Annotated in this window: 17 protein-coding genes and 1 pseudogene; 4 read left to right on the top strand and 14 right to left on the bottom strand. The window is 57.6% G+C overall.

Annotation, left to right across the window (positions count from 1 at the left end; translation table 11 throughout):
* Positions 1–118: 118 nt before the first annotated feature.
* The 6 genes from NNL35_RS08720 to yyaC all read right to left on the bottom strand — a co-directional run bounded on the left by NNL35_RS08720 (position 119) and on the right by yyaC (position 7,427).
* Positions 119–2,083: an O-antigen ligase family protein gene (locus NNL35_RS08720; protein WP_006677130.1), complete on the bottom strand. Its 1,965-nt coding sequence runs from the start codon at positions 2,081–2,083 to the stop codon at positions 119–121.
* Between the two features lie 106 nt (positions 2,084–2,189).
* A complete protein-coding gene (locus NNL35_RS08715; RefSeq protein WP_006677131.1) occupies positions 2,190–3,524 on the bottom strand; it encodes a hypothetical protein in 1,335 nt (444 codons plus the stop codon).
* A 107-nt stretch (positions 3,525–3,631) separates the two neighbouring features.
* The gene (locus NNL35_RS08710) at positions 3,632–4,297 is read right to left on the bottom strand and encodes a PilZ domain-containing protein (protein WP_006677132.1); all 666 of its coding nucleotides are present in this window, start codon (positions 4,295–4,297) and stop codon (positions 3,632–3,634) included.
* A 362-nt stretch (positions 4,298–4,659) separates the two neighbouring features.
* Positions 4,660–5,391, bottom strand: a complete 732-nt coding sequence (locus NNL35_RS08705; protein ID WP_006677133.1) for a DUF6483 family protein — start codon at positions 5,389–5,391, stop codon at positions 4,660–4,662.
* A gap of 206 nt (positions 5,392–5,597) precedes the next feature.
* Positions 5,598–6,386, bottom strand: a complete 789-nt coding sequence (locus tag NNL35_RS08700; protein WP_006677134.1) for an alpha/beta fold hydrolase — start codon at positions 6,384–6,386, stop codon at positions 5,598–5,600.
* 489 nt (positions 6,387–6,875) lie between these two features.
* Positions 6,876–7,427, bottom strand: coding sequence for a spore protease YyaC (gene yyaC / locus NNL35_RS08695; RefSeq protein WP_006677135.1), 552 nt, complete (start codon positions 7,425–7,427; stop codon positions 6,876–6,878).
* Positions 7,428–7,603: 176 nt separating this feature from the next.
* Between yyaC and NNL35_RS08690 the strand changes: the two genes are divergently transcribed.
* The gene (locus NNL35_RS08690; RefSeq protein ID WP_006677136.1) at positions 7,604–7,828 is read left to right on the top strand and encodes a DUF1128 domain-containing protein; all 225 of its coding nucleotides are present in this window, start codon (positions 7,604–7,606) and stop codon (positions 7,826–7,828) included.
* 59 nt (positions 7,829–7,887) lie between these two features.
* On the opposite strand, the gene NNL35_RS08685 is transcribed toward NNL35_RS08690, so the two are convergent.
* Together NNL35_RS08685 and NNL35_RS08680 are read right to left on the bottom strand one after the other, a co-directional pair.
* Positions 7,888–8,610, bottom strand: coding sequence for a copper homeostasis protein CutC (locus tag NNL35_RS08685; RefSeq protein ID WP_238535341.1), 723 nt, complete (start codon positions 8,608–8,610; stop codon positions 7,888–7,890).
* A 29-nt stretch (positions 8,611–8,639) separates the two neighbouring features.
* Entirely contained in the window at positions 8,640–9,650 is a 1,011-nt protein-coding gene (locus NNL35_RS08680; RefSeq protein ID WP_006677138.1) for an asparaginase, read from the bottom strand.
* Between the two features lie 197 nt (positions 9,651–9,847).
* Here NNL35_RS08680 and NNL35_RS08675 point away from each other — a divergent pair, with 197 nt between their 5' ends.
* The 3 genes from NNL35_RS08675 to NNL35_RS08665 all read left to right on the top strand — a co-directional run bounded on the left by NNL35_RS08675 (position 9,848) and on the right by NNL35_RS08665 (position 11,438).
* On the top strand, positions 9,848–10,552 hold the full coding sequence (locus NNL35_RS08675; RefSeq protein ID WP_100226344.1) for a phosphatase PAP2 family protein: 705 nt from the start codon (positions 9,848–9,850) through the stop codon (positions 10,550–10,552).
* 92 nt (positions 10,553–10,644) lie between these two features.
* Complete coding sequence (locus NNL35_RS08670) at positions 10,645–11,016, top strand: YtxH domain-containing protein (protein ID WP_238535343.1); 372 nt, start codon at positions 10,645–10,647, stop codon at positions 11,014–11,016.
* 14 nt (positions 11,017–11,030) lie between these two features.
* Positions 11,031–11,438 (top strand): hypothetical protein, encoded by a 408-nt coding sequence (locus NNL35_RS08665; protein WP_006677141.1) that lies wholly within the window; start codon positions 11,031–11,033, stop codon positions 11,436–11,438.
* Positions 11,439–11,535: 97 nt separating this feature from the next.
* Here NNL35_RS08665 and NNL35_RS08660 read toward each other — a convergent pair whose 3' ends face one another.
* The 6 genes and pseudogenes from NNL35_RS08660 to NNL35_RS08635 form a co-directional block, all read right to left on the bottom strand.
* The gene (locus NNL35_RS08660; protein WP_006677142.1) at positions 11,536–12,306 is read right to left on the bottom strand and encodes a sigma-70 family RNA polymerase sigma factor; all 771 of its coding nucleotides are present in this window, start codon (positions 12,304–12,306) and stop codon (positions 11,536–11,538) included.
* Entirely contained in the window at positions 12,303–12,761 is a 459-nt protein-coding gene (gene rsbW, locus NNL35_RS08655; protein ID WP_006677143.1) for an anti-sigma B factor RsbW, read from the bottom strand. Before rsbW ends, NNL35_RS08660 begins: the two co-directional genes overlap by 4 nt.
* Positions 12,762–12,790: 29 nt before the next feature.
* Positions 12,791–13,111, bottom strand: a complete 321-nt coding sequence (locus tag NNL35_RS08650) for an STAS domain-containing protein (protein ID WP_006677144.1) — start codon at positions 13,109–13,111, stop codon at positions 12,791–12,793.
* A 104-nt stretch (positions 13,112–13,215) separates the two neighbouring features.
* Positions 13,216–14,424, bottom strand: a pseudogene (locus NNL35_RS08645) (response regulator); the annotation flags it as partial.
* 12 nt (positions 14,425–14,436) lie between these two features.
* Positions 14,437–15,303 carry a CheR family methyltransferase gene (locus NNL35_RS08640; RefSeq protein WP_040731425.1) on the bottom strand — a complete coding sequence of 289 codons (867 nt, stop codon included), beginning with the start codon at positions 15,301–15,303 and terminating at the stop codon, positions 14,437–14,439.
* A gap of 51 nt (positions 15,304–15,354) precedes the next feature.
* A complete protein-coding gene (locus NNL35_RS08635) occupies positions 15,355–18,744 on the bottom strand; it encodes a response regulator (protein WP_006677147.1) in 3,390 nt (1,129 codons plus the stop codon).

Raw genomic sequence — 18,744 nt, 5'->3', positions numbered from 1 at the left:
AACATTTTCAAGTTCTGGGTACACGGGAGAGTGGATCAAAGGGCTTTACCGGACATATTTCGTCCCATGCCAAAAAAAACGACCGGCCGATAATCCCCTCCTGCGCTTGCAGGCGGGATTATCGCCGGTCGCTGTTGAAGCCGAGCAGAGGCACGATGGCCATGTACGCGCGCCTGGCCTCCTCGGTCATCGCAAAATGCTTGTCATTGGCGGCATTCGGCATCGATGCAACGCGCTGTACCTCGGCTTCATAGCGATGGTACATGTCTTCGGCAGCCGCCGCCAATATTTTGGCCTTGTCGCGGGCGCCGGCAATTGCGGCGTGGCGGGCCTGCTCGGCCAGCCGCTCAATCGCTTCCGTTCGCAGGTCGCGGTCGAACGGGGCGCAGGCGATGGCCTCCCGCCAATAGCCGGCCTCCTCCGCCGCCCGGCCGAGGCCGCTGCTGGCCAAGGCAAGCTCGCGGTAGAGCGCGAAGCCGCTCCGTTCATAGCGGCCGCCTTCCGCGAGCAGGGCGACGGCCTCTTCCGGCGGCAAGGCCCGCGACACCGCGATGCGAAGCCCGGTGTCGGCTGGCGTCAGCTTCAGCGCCAGCATGCCGTCGGCGTCCGCGAGCGGCTGGGCTGCGGCGTGCACAGCCGCCAGCAAGCCTGCGGCGCCCAGCGGCAGCGCCAGCAGAAGCGACGCCGTGCGGCCGATGCGCAGGAGCGGCCTTCCATGGCCCGGCTCGCCGGCGCCTGCTGCAAGCGCCAGCAAGGCAAGGAGCAGCAGCGCGAAGAAGCCGAAGGCCATGTCGAAGTCGACTGCGCTATGCAGCAGGAGCACGGCCGCGGCCATGGCCAGCCCTTGGTGACGGCGCCAAGCAGTATAAAGCGCCGCCGCGGCCAGCATGAGCGCGGGCGCCGTTCCGATGACGCCGACGTCGAGGAGCAGATCGAAGAAGCTGCTGTGGACTTCTTTGCCGACATAGGGCTCGCTCTGAATGCGCGCGAACTGCTGCCGCCAAGCATCTCCGCCAGCGCCGAACCACGGATGCTCCCGCCACAAGATCAGCGCATCGCGGTAGAACTGCGTCCGCGCGCCTGCGGTCGCATAATGATCCGTTAGGCGCTCGGATGCCCCCTGCGGCATCAGCAGCAGACCAAGCACAGCAGGTGCCGCCGCAATCAAGAACGAGCATACGATTCCGAGCCGGCGGGAATGCCGCAGACGGTGAAGCAGCGCTTCTCCCCCTATTGATCCGGCCCAGGCCGCCGCCACGGCTAACGGAATCATATCGCGATGCTCCGGCCACAAGGAAGCGGCGCTCGCGGCCCCGACGAATCCCCAGGCTGCCGAGCGGGCGGTTAACAAGATATAAGCGCGCCGTTTTTTATGCAAAAACAACAGCCCGACAGTCCATACAAACGCGACGACCAGCCACGAGCCCCGGGACTCCGTCAGCATCAGGACGGCCATGTGAGGAAGGACGGGCAGCATCGCTGCCATACGCGCCCGGAAGCCGGAAGCGGTCTGGACAAGATAAAGCTGAAGGAGCAGAAAAGCGCCCGTTACCGCTCCGAGGGTGTTCGGATATTGCAGGAAGCCGCCCAGGCGGAATCCCCAGGCGGAGATTTCGACGTTCTCGCTTGTCATGACACCGGCTTCATAAGGAAGCCATCCGCCCAGCATCAGGAGCGCGCTCAGGCTGTTGATGGCGCCAACGACGAGGAGCGCTTGCAGTCCTTTTTTCCACGCCGAGTCAGAGCTGCGCCCGCAAAAAAACGCGGATATCGCCACCGTCCACCCGGTGTACATCGCATAGCGGATTATCTGCATGTGGGTGCCGTGCACGCTCGCCGGATCGAGGAAGCGGACGATGCCATAGGCGGCCAGGAGAACGAGCGGCAGCAGAATGGCAGGGGATAGAACTGCGCGCCTGATCAGAAGGAGCGCGATAGCCGCCGCACACATCAGAACGGAGAGCACAACCGTATCTCCGTTGTAGAACAGGCCGTTCAACCACAGCGTGAGCAGCAGGATGCCTGCCGCCACCCCGGCAGCCGCCGCGGTCCATCCTCCGTTTCGTTCGCTTTTCTCATTCATGCCTTCTTCTCCACCTATCACTCTATATATCTTTAATATTGTTCTCTTAATAGCAAAAGGCCAACCCTAAGGTTAGCCTGTATGATTCTGACGTGCTTGTCTGCCGTTAAGATGGAAGCAGCGACAGGACGACTTTCGCATTAAAATACGTGTTATTGTACATCATTAACCATCGATGCGCATCCATAATATCCAGCCCGTTATTTTCATGGTCACGGTCGATTTCCTCCAACTGGCTCCGCACCACATCGATGCCGATAAGATGCACGACTCTGTCGAGCGTAATATTGGAAGAGTCATATAAATAATAAAGTCCGTAAGTGCCTGCTTGCAAGGCTGGAAGCTTTTGGTTCGGCTCATTGACTTCATCGATAGCAAATTCAAGATCCCCGTCTGAATCCGCAGCCCGCGCTTCACCTTCATCTACCCACCCCAGCAGCTCCGTCTCTCCAGGCATCGTAGTTTTTTTGAGAGGAGCGAGCACATACTTCCCTTGGGCGACCTGGGTAAAGCGGATCGTGTTGTGCGTCTCCGGATAGGTCCCTGCAATGCCAACCTCCTCGGAGCGCCAAGCCTTGAAATGTAACACGCCGGCAGCCTTCCCGTTCCGGCCGTCATCGGCCCGGATCGTCAGCGCGAACTCTTGCTCGATATTTGACGTAACCGTCAACGTATCCTCATTAATGGATGCCGTCACTCCAGTAACCGGATCTATAGTGTAGTTCAGTTTGTCATCATCCGCATCCGTAAAGACCTTCATTTCGTTCAGATTGAAGGTGTACTCCTTGCCCTGAACTAGGGTCCGGTCCGGCTGCGGCTGAAAGACGGGATCCCAGTTGGTTGAGACGTCGAAGAAGTAGGAAGCATAATAACCATTCAGATCCTTCACTTTGAGCTCTATTCTCGTGTCACCTGTACGGTCATCGTATATTAACGTATAAGAACAATTGTTGGGATCATTAAAGTTGTAGCCACGACGAAACAGATTATTTGTATCCGTATACTCAAATGAATTTAAAACCCAGTTAATATTCCCTGAGAAAATACTATTTAATTTTATATCATGTGTAGTGCTCCTGGATAAGGGAAAATAAATATCGTCTTGAGCGTTAATGTTCACACGCGGCGCTATCCCGCCGGAATCGACCGTAACCGTGAACTTATGTACGAGCTCGACATTTTGGGCGGTGGTCCATTTGTATTCGACGGTGGTCGTGCCGTAGGTTTTGCCTGTAATCGCATATTGGCCCAGAACCGGATCCACCGTGACTTCCGCCACCGCCGGGTCGAGGTTGACGGTCTGGGTGTAGGTTGCTTCCGTGACGCTCAGCGGAGTCGGAACATATGTCGGATCCTCCTTCAATTCTACATCGTAGGAATCGATCTGCTTCTGCGGAAATACCGTTCCGGCTTCTGCAGTTCCTGGAAGAAGAAATAACATGACGCCGAATACAGCTAGTCCGCAGCAAGTTAGGAAATACCGTAAGGATGATATTTTCAAAATTGCTTCTCCTTTCTTCGAAAAGGGATATAGTGCCGACATGTTATCTATATATTCTGCTTCTTATCCACATAAGCCGTGATCTGTTCGCGCAGGATGAAGGCGCGCAGGGAACGGATGGAGGCTTCGTCGAGGCCTTCCAGGCTGGCTCCGTACAGCATCCCTTCGGAATGGCGGGAGCGGTGCATAATCTTGAGGCGGCAGGGCAAGGTGAAGCCCAATTGAAGCTCCGCTTCGACCCGCATGCCCTCGCGCAGCGGCTCTCCTTCGCTCATCGTGAAGCCCACGCCGGTCAGGCTGATATCGACCAGGTGTATCGGGGTTCCGCTCTGAACGGCGCTCCGGTTCTCCTGTGATGCGGCTTCGGAATGGATGAAGCCATGCTTGCGGATAATGACCCGCGGGGACTCGCGCTTATCCGTAAACCGCTGCTGCTGCTGAGGCGGATGGATGAGCAGCAGGGAGCCCTCGTTCCGGGCGATGATTTTGGTGAAAAAATTGACGATGCCCATTCCGGAATAGATCGTAACTTTGACTTGCTCCCCTAATTCGAAGTGTTCGAATTGAGGCAATTCAACCTCGATCAAATCGCCTTCCATATAAGATAACATACCCGTTGCCACGCAGCCACTGCCTTCGATCACAGTTCTGCAGTTCAACAAAGCTCCCGATAATAAACCCGGGCTGTCCATCGTGTATGCCTGATTCCCCATGTAAAAAAACCTCCTCATGTCTCTCGCGCCAGGGTGTTATATCGGTCCGCTTGCCGTGTCGCAGGCAGCCCCGTTGGCCGCCTCGCCGGCATCCGGCAATTCCTGTATCCAGAGATTCAAAAATATGCATAGTCCGAATTACCTACTATACTTTATCGACGGATCAGCCGTAAATGTGAAGAGCTTCTTATATCAGAGGACCTAGGAACTATGATTGTGAGCATGGGAACCGATCGCGCGGATCGAAAAAGAACCCTGCGGGCCGGCAAGGTTCTCGTCATATTTAGGTCTTATATTGGGTCTTGAAGACGGGCTTGAATGGGTCAACCATCGGCTGAAGCACAGGCCGGCCAAGGCCGGGTTCATGGAATCGCCTCCAGATCAGCGCGGCCGTCGGCCAGCTCTTCGCGAGGCAGGCCGCCCTGCTCCAGCGCTTCATCCGGGCATTCCGCGAGGCGTTCATAGAATCGTTCGCCCTGGCGCTTGCGCCGCTCCGCTTCCTCCGGGTGGCCGGCGGCCTGCCGCACCCAGCGGAACAGCGCATCCTCGGCCTCGGCGTAGCGGCCTTCCCGTTCGAGCCAACCACACAGGCGCTCAAGCAGCTCGTCCGGCATCCGGTAGCCCTTCAGCTCCCGCAGCAGGCGATCCGTCGTCTCCACGACGGGAAGCAGCCGCCGGTCGCTGCCATGCAGCATGGCCTCGAGCAGCAGATGCAAGCTTTTGATGGAACGCCGGATATACAGGTCCTCGAAGGTGACATCATCCGGTCCAGATCGGGAAGCGTCATTGACGGGCATCTCATGGCGTTCGGCCAGCTCTTTCTCCCGATCAAGCTTCGCCCGCTCATTGAGCAGGATCGCGAAAGCCTGAAGCTCGTCGGCATGCAGCCGCCCATTGGTCCGGAACAGGTGAATCAAGTCCTCTCCGGTCAGCCGATCGGCCAGATCGCCATTGATGCGGAACCGTTCCCGCATTAGCTCGTCCCATTCGAACAGCAGCTCGGTTCGTTTTTTCTGCTGCCGCAGGTTCATCGCTTTGCCGATCAGGTCGGTCATCTCCTGCACCAGCCGCAGCAAATAATCCTTTCTATACATGAATCCACCTCCCTGCCGAAGACGATAAGGTGCAGCTCCTAACCTATAGAAATACGGTGATAATCATGATCGGGTAGCAGAAGAATTCGTTTTAACAACTGTCTAATTTACTCAAAATTACATCCAGTATAACGCACAAAGAGTGCTGTCCACAAGGGTGCAGCACTCCCGTTCTCACAAGGGCCCGTCTATCATTCGGCCGCCTGTCATGCGTATACTTTGCCCGCGAAGGAACGAATCTCGGCCGCCAGCTTCTCCGGCGCCTCCATCATGCCCATATGTCCGACCCCTTCGAGGGTAACGCGCTCGATATGGTCTCCAGCCGCAGTGAATACATTGTCCGGCGGGACAATCCGATCTTTCTCCCCGGCCACGAGCAGCACCGGGAGCGCGGTCGCCTGCAGGACCGCCGTGCGGTCGGGCCGTTCGCGCATCGCGAGCACCGCGCCGATCGCCCCTTGAGGCGGCGTAGAATAGCCAATCTCCTTCGCCTTGTCGATAGCCTCCCCAGGGCCGCTATCCTCGGCGAACAGCTTCGGCACGAGATCGTCCACGACCGGAACGATGCCGTGCCGCTGGAGCGCTTCTACGGTAGCAAGCCGCTTCTGCTTGCCCTCCTCCGTGTCCGGCTTCCCGGTCGAGTGGATCAGCCCGAATCCCTTCAAGCGGTGCGCATGCCGCTGCGCGAATGACAGCGTAATATATCCTCCCAACGAATGGCCCAGCAGCACGAATTGGTCCAGGCCGAGCGTATCGGCCAAGTGGAGCACATCGTCCGCCATCTGTTCGATCGTGTAGGGACCGACAGGCGCATCCGATTTGCCATGGCCTCTCAGATCCGGCGTAATGACGCGGCAGCTTCCTGCCAGCAGCGGCGCCAGATCCGCCCAGTACCGCGAGCTGCCGCAGAACCCGTGCAGCAGTACGACGGCCGGCCCCTGGCCTTGCTCCTCCATATGTATGCTGAATTGTGGATGAACCGCGATCGTTGGCATAGCTATCTCCTCTTTTCTGTAAGCGCCGCGCATCGTATGCGCGCGGGTTGTATATTATGAATGCTTGTCACAAAGTGCAAAAAAAATTCAAAATTTCCTACAGATGGATTCTATGAAACGACTTTTCTACATAGATATAGAATAATATTACACAAAATGAATACCGCTGAATCAGCACCTTCTATGGCGCAGTATCTGCTCCAGTATTTGTTGTCCGGCCGCGAAAGGAGGTGATCATCATGGAAGGGTTCGAAATGTTCTTCGCCACGAGTGCGTTTGTGCTCGGCCTCGTTCAGCTCATCATTAAGCTGACGGACCGGCAGGATAAAAAATGATCCGTTCATGCCAGGAACGGATCAACATAGGGGTTGACGCGATCAGTGCCAAAGAGTCGGATGTCGGGTCCGGCTCTTTATTCTGTATCCGAACCTGTCGAACGGGATGCCTCCCCAGGCCCACGACATCATTCATATGGGGAAAATACCTTTTTTATTCCTTACGATTACCTGGAAAAGATTGCATAATGGCATCCGCCACTTCATGCGCCATCTTCATCACGAAGCGGAGAGAAGTTGTCTGCAGGGTCCAGTACGGCTTCGGCCCGATCGTATTGACGACCGCGGCGATGCTGTAACGGCCTACGGGAGGGAGCGCCATGCCAACCGATTCCGCGGGAAGCAGCGGCTGATTGCCGACCAGATAATAGCCTACCGTCGAAGGATGGCCAAGGCAGGCGTCGATCGCAATGGTGAGGAGATTATCCGGCAATCCGGCGAGCCTCGCCTCCAGATTGGACGAATCGCAAGGCTCGTCCAGGCAGCCGATCACATTCGTCCATCCGCTCTCACGCAGCCTGGTTCCCACCAGCGGGCCAAGCGCGTCCCCCGTGGAACGGTCGGTTCCGATACAGATGAACGTGACCGGCTCGGACGGATGCGACGCGGCCACCGATTGCAAAAAACCGGACAGCTGCGCTCCCGCCATCTTCTGCCGCCTCTCCGCGGACCGGGGATCCAGGGGCGGAAATAAATTGAGCTGCATCGGTTGCGTACTCCTTTTCATCTTCATGATGCCTTATTGTACTTCACATTTCCTGCCATGCCAAGCCTGTCCCGCAGGCCAGCTGGCGGGAGCGCATCCCGGGAGTTCGTTCAGTTTCCACCGCATTCGTGATACAATACGAGCAGGTTGTTCACAACCGTTCGAGGAGGAATAGCATGATTACCAATGAAAAAACGCAGCAGAACGTGGAATTGATGATTGAGGCGATCAAGGGGCGCCTGAAGATGGCGACGGCAGCCGCGATGCAGCCCTCCGCCTTCTCCGTGGAGCAATATGACGATATTAAGGATGTATACGACATCGTCATGAGCAAATCATCGTACAGCATTAGCGAAATGGAAGCGCTCGTCTCCGAGCTCGGCCGCCTGCGCCAGGGCTGAGTTCCTGCTCTTGACCGGGCCGGCAGAGCCGGCAGCCGGTCAAGGGCGGGATTGGACGTCTATACTGTGCGAAGCAGCGCGGCCAGACCTGACAACCGCTCGGGATCGATCGGCGACAGTGACCGCGTTCCCTGCCTTACGTTCGATCCGAAATGGACATGGCGGACGCCCGTCTCCTGAATGAATCCGCCGACCGACTCCACCGTAAGCCCGCTGCCGGCCAGAATCGACAGCAAGGAGCCTTCCGCGCGCCGGACCATCTCGGCGATTACATCGGTCGCCTGCAAGGCGCTCGGCTGTCCTCCCGAGGTCAGTACGCTCGTAATCTGAGGATACCCGAGCAGCACATCGAGCGCTTCATAGATGTCCCTCGTCTCGTCCACGGCCCGATGGAAGGTCATCGGCAGGCCGTCGGCGGCCTCAAGCACCTGCTCGAGAGCTGCCTTGTCTATCGTTCCTTCCGGCGTCAAGGCGCCGAATACGATCGCGTTCGCTCCGGTAGAACGGATGAGCCGCACATCGGCCACAATCGTTCGCATATCATCCGCATCATACATAAAAGATCGGCTGTGCGGCCGGATCATGACGTTGACCGGAATGTCCACCGCCTCCACCGCCTCATACACAAGTCCGAGGCTCGGCGTCAGCCCGCCTTCGGTAATGGCGGTAATCAGCTCGATTCGATCCGCCCCGTTCCGGGCCGCTGTCACCACCTCTTCCCGTGTCGTCCCTATCACTTCCAGCAGCACTTGCTTCATCTCCATCACCCTGCCTCTCTCCATGTTGCGTTCCCGCCTTCGGTTGCAGCCGCTTACGTTCCCGGCTTCAGCACGAAGACGGTCCGTCGTTCCCCGACCTGCCGGCCGTTGTCATTGAGAATCACCGCCGGTATCCGGCTGCGAAGACGCTCTACCGTCTCCCGGCGCTCGTACCCGATCTGCTCCAGAATGGAGGCAGTCACCAACGCCCACTCTTCATCTGATCCGTCGGCTATCTTGAAGGCGAAGCCGAGCCGCTCCTTGGTCAGCGCGAAGGCGAAGATCCCTTTGAACCCGCCCTTGGCGATGATGTTGTCATCCTCCATCAGCAGCGAGTCGACCCGGTCCGTGCCCCCGACCAGGAACGGATAGCGCTGCATCGCGCGGCGAACGCGCGCCGCGGCTTCCCTCGTGGACGCGTCTCCGATCAGATCAGGACAGGCCAGCTTAAGGTAGGCGGTCGCCAGACCGGTCAGCGGAATGCCGTATACCGGGAATCCGCATCCGTCCGTCCCTTGAATCATCGCCTCCTGCGGCACTTCCGACATGTAGCTGATCATGTCTCTCATCTGGCGCTGGGCCGGATGCGCGGGATCGGCATACGATGCCATGTCCATGCCGGCCATCTTGCTCCAGGCCAACACGCCGAAATGCTTGCCCGCGCAATTGTGGTACATGCGCCGCCGGTCTCCGCCCTGGCGAAGCAGCGCTTCTCTTGATTCCTCATGGAGCGGCAGAGAAGGACTGCAGATCAGCTCCTCGTCGCGAAGCTCGCAATGCTCCATCACATGCTCCAACGTATCGACATGGGCCGCTTCTCCCCGGTGCGAGGCAGTCATTAGCGCCAAGTCCCGATCCTCAAGCTGGAAATGATCCAGCATTCCGCTTCGCACGACCGGAATCGCCTGCAGCGGCTTGGCTGCCGAACGGAGAAACATCGGCCGGGCCGTGTCCCCTACAGCATAACGGATGCGGCCATGTTCGTCCATGCCGCATATCGCGCCCCGATGCTCGCATTCCAGCCAGCCGTTGCGCGTTTCTTCTATCAGTCGTTCATTCATCATCGGTCTTCCTTTCCTCGTAGCCACTTCCTAAATTATATCCCTTTCCGAAGCCGCTGCCTATCGGTCTATTTGCATTCGATAGAAGCTTTGTGATATTCATATAATGGGGCTCTTTCCTGTATTCGGTCTATTTATATTCACACAGCCTCAGGCGAGAGCATGTGTTCACCCGCCTGTGTGCCGCTTAAGGAGAAATCATGACAGCGATGAATCATCAATCCAGCAACAAACCGGCCGCCCCCTCCCCGAAAGAAACGGCGATGTTCACATTAAGCCTATTATGGGGCGGCCTTGCCGTTCTGATTCTGATCGTACTGCTTTTTGTGTTGATTCGGGGAGTCCTCGCGGACAACTTTCAACAATTTGACGCCGCCGTCACGGACACGGTGCGGCTCGCCGCATCGCCGGGGCTGACCAAGGCCGTAGCCTTGTTCACCGATCTCGCTTCCAGCCACGGCATTATCCCCATCTCGCTGCTGTGCGCAGGCATTTGCGCCTGGGGATTCAAGCGGCGCTGGGATGCGCTCGGCTTGCTGGCCGCGCTTGGCGGCAGCTACACGCTGAACCTGATCATCAAAAACCTGATTCAGCGCGCCAGACCGTCATGGGAGCACTGGGTGGTCGAATCCGGATACAGCTTCCCGAGCGGCCATTCCATGGCTTCGATCGCGTTCTATGGCATGCTTGGCTATCTCCTCTGGCTGCATCGCAAGGAACGGGGGCGGCCTGCCGCCTATATTCTCGTCCTGACCGGGCTGCTCATCCTGGCCATCGGCTTGAGCCGGATTTATCTGGGCGTGCATTATGCTACGGATGTGATCGCCGGCTTCTGCGCAGGAGGCGTCTGGCTTACCACCTGCATTTACGCGCTGCAATGGATCCGCCGCAAGCGCCGTGCGTAATTGGGGGATCAAATTTCGGCACAGCCTGTTTCAAAAGCGGTAAATCGGTGTAATCGTATGGTAGATAGCAACGAATGACGTACAAGGAGATGATGATAGTGAGTGAAAATAATAACAATTCCAACGGATTTTTGAAAGGCGCCATCGTCGGCGGCATTATCGGCGCGGCGGCTGCCCTGCTGCTGGCACCGAAGTCGGGCCGCGAATTGCGTTCCGATCTGTGCGACACGGCGCAGAAGGTGGGCGAGAAGACGAAGGATATCGCCTGTGATCTCGGCACGAAGACCGCCGATGCCGTCAAGTCGGTCGGCAGCAAGGCCGAAGCGGTCGTGCACAGCATGAAGGATGCGTCCCAGCAGGTGGCGGCTACCGTGAAGGACGCCGCATCCGAAGCGACGGCGCAGTTGAAGGAAGCTTCTTCCGATGTGGCGGATGAAGTGGCGAGTCAGCTGAACTCGAACTGACGGGAGGAATGGGAATGACGCCGATACCTCCCGTCTCTGCTCAGGCCGAAGCCGTGCGCAAATTATTTTTGCGGCACGGCTTCACCGGCATTCAGTGCAGCGAGCAGGAAGTCTTCGTGCTGGGGCTGGTGAACGAGGCGCTTGATACAGCAAGGGCAAGCCATATGTTCACCGTTCCGGCTGTCAAGCTGGCGAACGGAGCGTTGCAGGTCGAAGCCGGCTTGGCGGGCTTCTCGAGCAACGCGCCTGTGCCGGAAGCGATACAGGCAAGAGCGTGGACGATCCTGTCGAAGCTGTGCGCCCAGCTCGAGCGCAAGCTCAGCGTTCCCGGCGTGGAGCCCCCCGCTTCCGATGCGGATCTGCTCCATGCCATCGCTCCGTGCGAAGCGGAGCTGAGACAGGTTCAAGCCATGACGGACTGAGTGTTATGGGGATGACCCGAATGATCGAGAAGAGCAACCATCGAAGCACGCCCTGGAGGCGTGCTTCGTTCTGTCCGCGGCATAAGGCGCAGGACAGCTATCCGTCATAGCGGGAGGATAGAATATGCCGGAGCTTGTCCGTTGCTCTGCGTTGAATCCGCGAGACGCTCATCTGGGATACCCCGAGCCGTTCGGCGGCCGCGCGCTGGGACAGCCCTTCCTCGAATACGAGGGCAAGCACCTGCCGCTCTTCCGCTTTGAGCGCTGCCATCGCATCGCTCAGATCCATCCGGCGCTCGACGGCTTCGTAATCGTCGCTGTCCGAGCTGATCAGCTCCCCCAGCGTCGCCGCGCTCTCTTCCTGCGACAATGGCGTGTCCAGCGACACATAATGATAGCATTCCCGGCCGGCCAATACTTCGACAGTCTCCTCAACGGATAATTCGAGCCGCTCCGCAATCTCCTCCACGTTCGGCGAACGTTCCAGCTGAACGGTCAATTCGTCGATCGTCTGCTGAATGAGGGCTCCCTTCTCCTTGATTCGGCGCGGCACTTGAATATACCACGACTTGTCCCGAAGGAAATTTTTCATATGACCGATCATGCTCTTCATCGCATAAGCTTCGAAGGGTACGCCCAAGGAGCTGTCGAATTGCTGCAGCAGACGAATCAATGCCATATTGCCGACCTGCATCAGGTCTTCGTACAAATCGGGACGGTTGCGCGAAATTTTGCCAGCGGCCATCTTGACCATGGGCTCATACTTGTGGATGAGGAGCGTGGCGATATCGTTGTCCTGCGTCTTCTGATAATCACTGATGAGCTGAATCGCATCTTCGGCTGTTCCATGCCGGGAGGCTGCGCTCATATCAGTTCTCCGCTTTTCAAAAGTCGCTTGCGCATTTTGACAACAGTGCCTCGCCCCTCCGTGCTCATCACTTCCACATCATCCATCAGCGCCTGCATCAGGTAGAACCCGAGCCCCCCGGCTTCTACCTCGTCCAGGCTCTTCTCATGCCACCCGCATAAGCCGCTCGTCTTGCTGTCCGCATCGAAGCTGCCGCCCTCGTCCTTGACCATGATGCCGATCTCGTCAGGTCCCTCCTCGAAAATAATTTCGACCATCCCCTGCGTCGTTCGGTAAGCGTATAATACCGCGTTGTTACAGGCCTCGGAGATGGCGACCTTCATATCCTCGATATCCTCGTAAGAGAACCCGATGCGGCTTGCAATGCCGTACAGCGTCAGACGGGCCAGATCGACATATGCCGCTTGCGCAGGCAGAATTAATTTGATTTGCTTCCGCTCTCTGTCATTTGCCATAAGTCATTCCCTTTCATCATCCCTTAAATTTATGCGTTCGGTGTCAAAAACTTCGAAATCCCCGTCATATCGAACAGCTTCTGAATCTGCTGCGGAACATGAACGATGCGGAACTGCGCTTGCTGCTCCTTCCGAAGCTTCAGCACGGAGATGAGAATCCCGATCCCGGTGCTGTCGATATAGGTAAGCTCCTGCAGATCCAAGGTCAAATCCAGTGCCGGGTCATTGACAATCGGCTCCAGCAGGCTGCGGAACTCCCCTGCGGCCGCCAAGTCCAGATCCCCTTGCAAATGCACTGTCACTTGATGTTCATCTTGCTGCGTCGTTACTTTGAATTTATTGCCGTTCATAGCTTCCTCTCCTAACTCACGACTTCTAGGTTCTGACCTAATCCCTCACTGTAACGTAAATAACCGAAATGCGAGGGCCCGAAACATCGAATCGAATCCTACGGCTCCTCGCATGTCCCCAGCCATACATGGAAGACGAACAATGCGCCTTCCTCTACGGGAACGGTACGGATATCTCCCTGCATCATGTGGACGAGCGATTTGCAGATCGCCAGTCCGAGCCCGCTTCCGCCGTACTTGCGGTTCATCGAGGAATCCAGTTGGGAGAACGGCTGGAACAGCCCGTCCATTTTATTTTCGGGAATGCCGACGCCCGAATCCTTCACTTCAAATTGGACCTTCATCCGTTCCTGGTCCTCTTCTCGCTGCCGTTCCGGCAGAAGGGAGATGCGGATCTCGACCTCACCGCTGTCCGTGAACTTGACGGCGTTCCCGACCAGGTTGACGAGAATCTGCCGCAGCCGGAACATGTCGCCGTAGAGACAATTCGGCACATCGGGCGCAATGGTGTATGTCAGCTTCAGATCGCGCTTGCTCGCTTCGGGCGTGAACAGCTCATACACTTCCGAGACGAGCGCGTTGCAGTTGAACGGGAATTCGTCCAGCTCCAGCTTGCCCGACTCCATCTTCGTGAAGTCGAGAATGTTGTTGATCGTCCGAATAAGCGCATCCGCGCTCTTCCGGATCATCTCGGCATAATTCCCCTGCTCGGGAGTGAGTTCGGTATCCATCAGCAGATCGACCATGCCGAGCACTCCGTTCATCGGGGTGCGGATCTCATGGCTCATCATCGCCAGGAACTGCGTCCGGGCGAGAGCGGCGCGTTCGGCGGCTTCCTTCGCCGCAGCCAGCTCGCGGTTCATCCGCTCCAGCTCCTGCGTCTTCTGGTGAAGGAGCATCTTCTGCGCTTGCAACCGCTTCTGCGCCAGGAACATGCCGACGAAGCTGTGAATTTTGGATTTGAGAATATGGGGGACGAACGGCTTGATCATGTAATCTATCCCGCCTGCCGAATAGCCGGCGAAGAGATGCTCGGTCTCTTTGTAGTTGGCGGATACGAAGATGATCGGGATGTTTTTCGTCTTTTCCCGCGCTTTAATCCACTTGGCGGTCTCGATGCCGTCCATGCCGGGCATTTGAACGTCGAGGACGATGACCGCGAATTCGCTCTTCATCAGATGGCGCAAGGCCTCCTCGCCCGACGTCGCCTTGACGAGCCGGTAGCTTTCTTCGGACAGGACCGCCTCCAGCGCCAGCAGATTTTCAGGTCTGTCATCGACCATCAGTATATTTATCGGTTCCAAGGTAGTCATCCGTAGTACCTCCTACCGTATTTTGCGATAAATCTTCTCGTTCCGGTCCATCTCCTCATAGCGTGATTCATGCACCGTGAAATGCAGCGATTCCTTGGCGCCGACAATGAGCACGCCCAGCGGGGCGAGACTCTCGTAGAACAGCTCATGCACCCGGTTGCGCAGCGGGTCGTTGAAATAGATCATGACATTGCGGCAGAGAATGACATTGAACTCGTTGAAGGAACGGTCCGTCGCCAGATTATGCTCGGCAAAAATAATGTTTTTGCGCAAGTAGGGATGAATGACGACCCCTTCTCCGGAAGCCGTGTAATATTCGGAGAAGGAACGGGTGCCGCCCGCTTCCATATAGTTTTTGGTGTACAATTTCATTTTGTCCAAGGGGCAGATGCCTTCCTTGGCAATGCCCAGCGAACGCGAATTCATGTCGGTCGCATACAGTCTCGTCTTCTCGTACAGCCCTTCCTCGTGAAGAAGGATGGCCATCGAGTAGACCTCCTCCCCCGTCGAGCAGCCGGCATGCCAGATGCGGATGTACGGATAGGTTCGGAGCAAAGGGACCACGGTGCGGCGGAAGGCGCCGAACATCTGGGGATCGCGGAACATTTCCGTCACCGGAATGGACAGGCTGTGCACGAGCCGCTGCAGGCTGTCCCGGTTATGGAGCACGCGGCTTTGCAATTCGGAGATCGTCTCCACCTGCTCGGCATATACTTGATGCCAGATTCGCCGTTGAAGAGAAGGAAAGGCATAGTCCCGAAAATCGTAACCATAGACCCGATAAATTCCTTCCAGGAGCAGCTCGATTTCTACTCTCTCCCGATCCGAATCCTGCGGACGCTGTTCCTCGCGGTTCCGTTCGGTTGGTCTGCCTGTCATCTCCATCCCATACTCCTTCATGTCTGTGTCATCTTGAGAAGGTAATCCCGTCTACTTGTACAGCCAGACCCGCATTAGCGAGAGCAGCTGTTCGGTCTGGAACGGCTTGCTCACATAGTCGGAAGCCCCGGCTTCAATGCATTTGTTGCGGTCTTCCTTCATCGCCTTGGCGGTCAGGGCAATGATCGGGAGCTTCTCGAACGCAGGCATCTCCCGAATGAGGCGCATCGCCTCGTAGCCGTCCATTTCCGGCATCATCATATCCATCAGGACCAGGTCAAAATGCTCCGGATCCCCAGTCAACGCCTCGATGGCTTCTCTGCCATTCTCCGCATAGACGATGTCCATATCGTACTGCTCCAGCACGCTGGACAGAGCGAACACGTTGCGCACATCGTCATCGACGAGCAGGATGCGCTTGCCTGCAAGGAGCTGATCATTCGAGGCATGCCCGCTCGCGCGCGCCCCCGCTTCCTCTTCTCCGGACCGGTTCAGCAGCAGCATCGTCTCCTGAAGCAGCCGCTCCGGCGACTTCACATCCTTGATGATGATGCTCCGCGCGCGCTTCTTCAGCTCCAGCTCTTCCTTCTTATCCAGCAGCTTGCCCGTATATACAATGACTGGAACCTTGCTCAACTCCGCATGAGCGCCCATGCTGTCCAGCAGCTCGAATCCGTTCATGTCAGGCAGCAGCAGATCCAGCACCATGCCGTCGTACTTCGTGTCTGCCAGCGACTTCAGCGCCTCCGTGCCGGTCGAGACGGCATGCACTTCCACATCGGCGCCCTCGATGAGCGCGATCAGCGACTGCATCTGCGGGCCGTCGTCTTCCACAATGAGCAGCTTCTTCCGTTCCAGCGGGCATACCCGTTCCCGCTTCTGCTCCGCGGCTGCGGCGACCTCATGCATCACCGCGTTGTCCCACTCCAGATGGGACTTCTTCCACGTGCGATCGGGCGAAGCCGCCGGCTCATCGTCACGCGGCTCCTCTCCCGGCTCCGCTGCGGATGGCTCCGCCGCCGCAGACGCCATCGCCTTCTCATTCCATTGTTCGATGAGGCGGGCGCTGCCCTCCATTGCTTCCGGCTGCCTGGTCGCTTGAACCGGCAAATAGAAGGTGAAGGTGCTGCCCTCGTCCTCCTTGCTCTCCACCGAAAGCGTTCCGCCCAGCAGACGGGCCAGTTCCCGGCTGATGGACAACCCCAGCCCGGCACCGCCGTACTTCCGGCTTGTCGTGCCGTCCAGCTGCTGGAACGCTTCGAAGATCAGATCCTGCTTCTCCTCCGGAATTCCGATTCCGGTATCCTTCACCCGCATCGCGAAGTAAGGCATTCCCTCCTTGCGGATATGGGCCGGTATCTCTTCCTCCGCCGCCATTCCGATATGGAAGGCGACGCTTCCGCGGTTCGTGAATTTGACCGCATTGGACATCAGGTTGCGGATGATCTGCATCACCCGGTGCCCGTCGGTCACCAGGCTGTCCGGCACATTCTCATCCATATGGACTTCAAGCCGGAGGCCTTTTTGCGAAGCGATCTCGGAGAAGCTGTCGCGGATATAGGCTGTCAGCTCCGACAAATGCACCTTTTCATAGTTCAGGTGCATTTTGCCCGCATCGACTTTGGACAAGTCCAAAATCTCGTCAATCATTTTCAACAGATCCGATCCGGACATATGAATCGTGCGCGCATACTCGATCTGCTTCTGCTGCAGATTGCCCTCCTTGTTCTCGGAGAGCAGCTGGGACAGGACGAGCAGACTGTTCAGCGGCGTCCGCAATTCATGCGACATGTTCGCCAGGAATTCCGATTTGTACTTGGAAGCGAGCGCTAGCTGCAGCGCCTGACGCTCCATCTCCTTGCGGGCCGCCTCCAGTTCCTCGTTCTTTTCCTGCGTGGCCAGCATCTGCTCTTCCAGCGCGCGCGTCTTCGCGATCAGTTCCGTATTGTAGTGTTCCAGCTCCTCCTGCTGGCGCTGCAGCATCTCCTCCGACCGCTTCAACGCCTCGGTCTGGGCTTCCAGATGCTCGTTCGAGCGCCGCATCTCTTCTTGCTGCGTCAGCAGCTCCTCGGATTGGCACTGCAGCTCCTCCGTCAGCGTCTGTGACTCGCGCAGCAATTCCTCGACCCGCAGCCGTCCGGATATCGAGTGGATAATGACGCCCAGTTGGTCCGCCAGCTGCTCGAGCAGTTGCTGCTCCTTCTTCGCCAGCGGCGACACAGATGCCAGCTCCAGCACGGCGATAACCGTAGATTCGAAAATGATCGGATAGACAACGAGCTCTACCGGCGCCGTGTCGCATATCCCGCTCTGGATGCGCAGCGAGCTGTTTTTCACATCATGAATATAGATCGGCTTCTCGTCATGCGCGCACTGCCCGACCAAGCCTTCGCCGACGCGGAAGCCCGTCTCGGCCTGAAGACTGCCGTTGGCCGCATAGGCGCCGCACAGATGAAGCCAGTCCGGGTTCTTCAGGTCATCCCGGATATACAGCGCCCCGTATTGCGCGCCAAGCGTCGGCACGAATTCGCTCACGAACGTCTCCCCGACCTGATTCAAGGTCGCCGCGCCGTTCAACAGCTCCGTCACGCGAGCGATATTGGCGTCCATCCAGGCTTGTTCCTCCTGTACCAAGCGGAACTGCTCCTCGCTCCGCTTCCGTCTCTCGATGTCCTCGGCCATCTGCTTGAAGACGTGGATGACTTCCCCGATCTCATCATTCGTATGCGGCTCCAGCTTCTGAATGACGCGCATCCGTCCGCGGGCCAGGCTCCGCATCATGACCGACATCGTGTTCAGATTGCGCGTGACGCTCGGAATGACCCACAGCGTGACCGCAGCGGTGACGAGAATGCCGAGCAGCATAATGGCCGCCGTCCAAGTGAGGGCAGCTTCATACGTATCGGTTGCGGCCGTCACCTGATCATCCATCATCGCTTCATGGTAGCGGGCGAGATCGCCCAGGCTGTTCAGCAAATAGTTCTGATAATCAAGCCCGTATTCATTGCGCATCTGGTTCGCCTGCTCATACTCGTTCTCCATGCTCAACCGAATCGCATCGGTCACGAATTGGTCATAGCGGCCCCAATCGTGAAGCGCCGCCTCCACCATCTGCTTCTCCTCGGCCTTGGCCGCTTTCCGGGTCAGCTCTTCCAGGGAGCGGTTAATCCGCTCCTTGTAGCCGTCGACCTTATCCAGCACTTCTCTGCCGCTCTGATCCGCTTTGTCCGGATTGAGCAGTTCGGTCACCAGGTCACGGGCAATCGCATTGGCATCATCCCGCGTCGACAGCGCCAGTTCAACCTTCTGGAAGCTGTCCCGGTAGAAATGATCCAGGTCTTGCTTCAGGCCGCCCATCCGGGCAAACGAATACCAGCCCAATGCGAGTATGATGATCATGAACATGACATAGCCGATGATGAGCTTCGTTCGCAGCTTCAA

The sequence above is a fragment of the Paenibacillus dendritiformis genome (assembly GCF_945605565.1).
Classification (GTDB): Bacteria; Bacillota; Bacilli; order Paenibacillales; family Paenibacillaceae; genus Paenibacillus_B; species Paenibacillus_B dendritiformis_A.
This window is presented reverse-complemented; position numbering and strand designations above follow the sequence as displayed.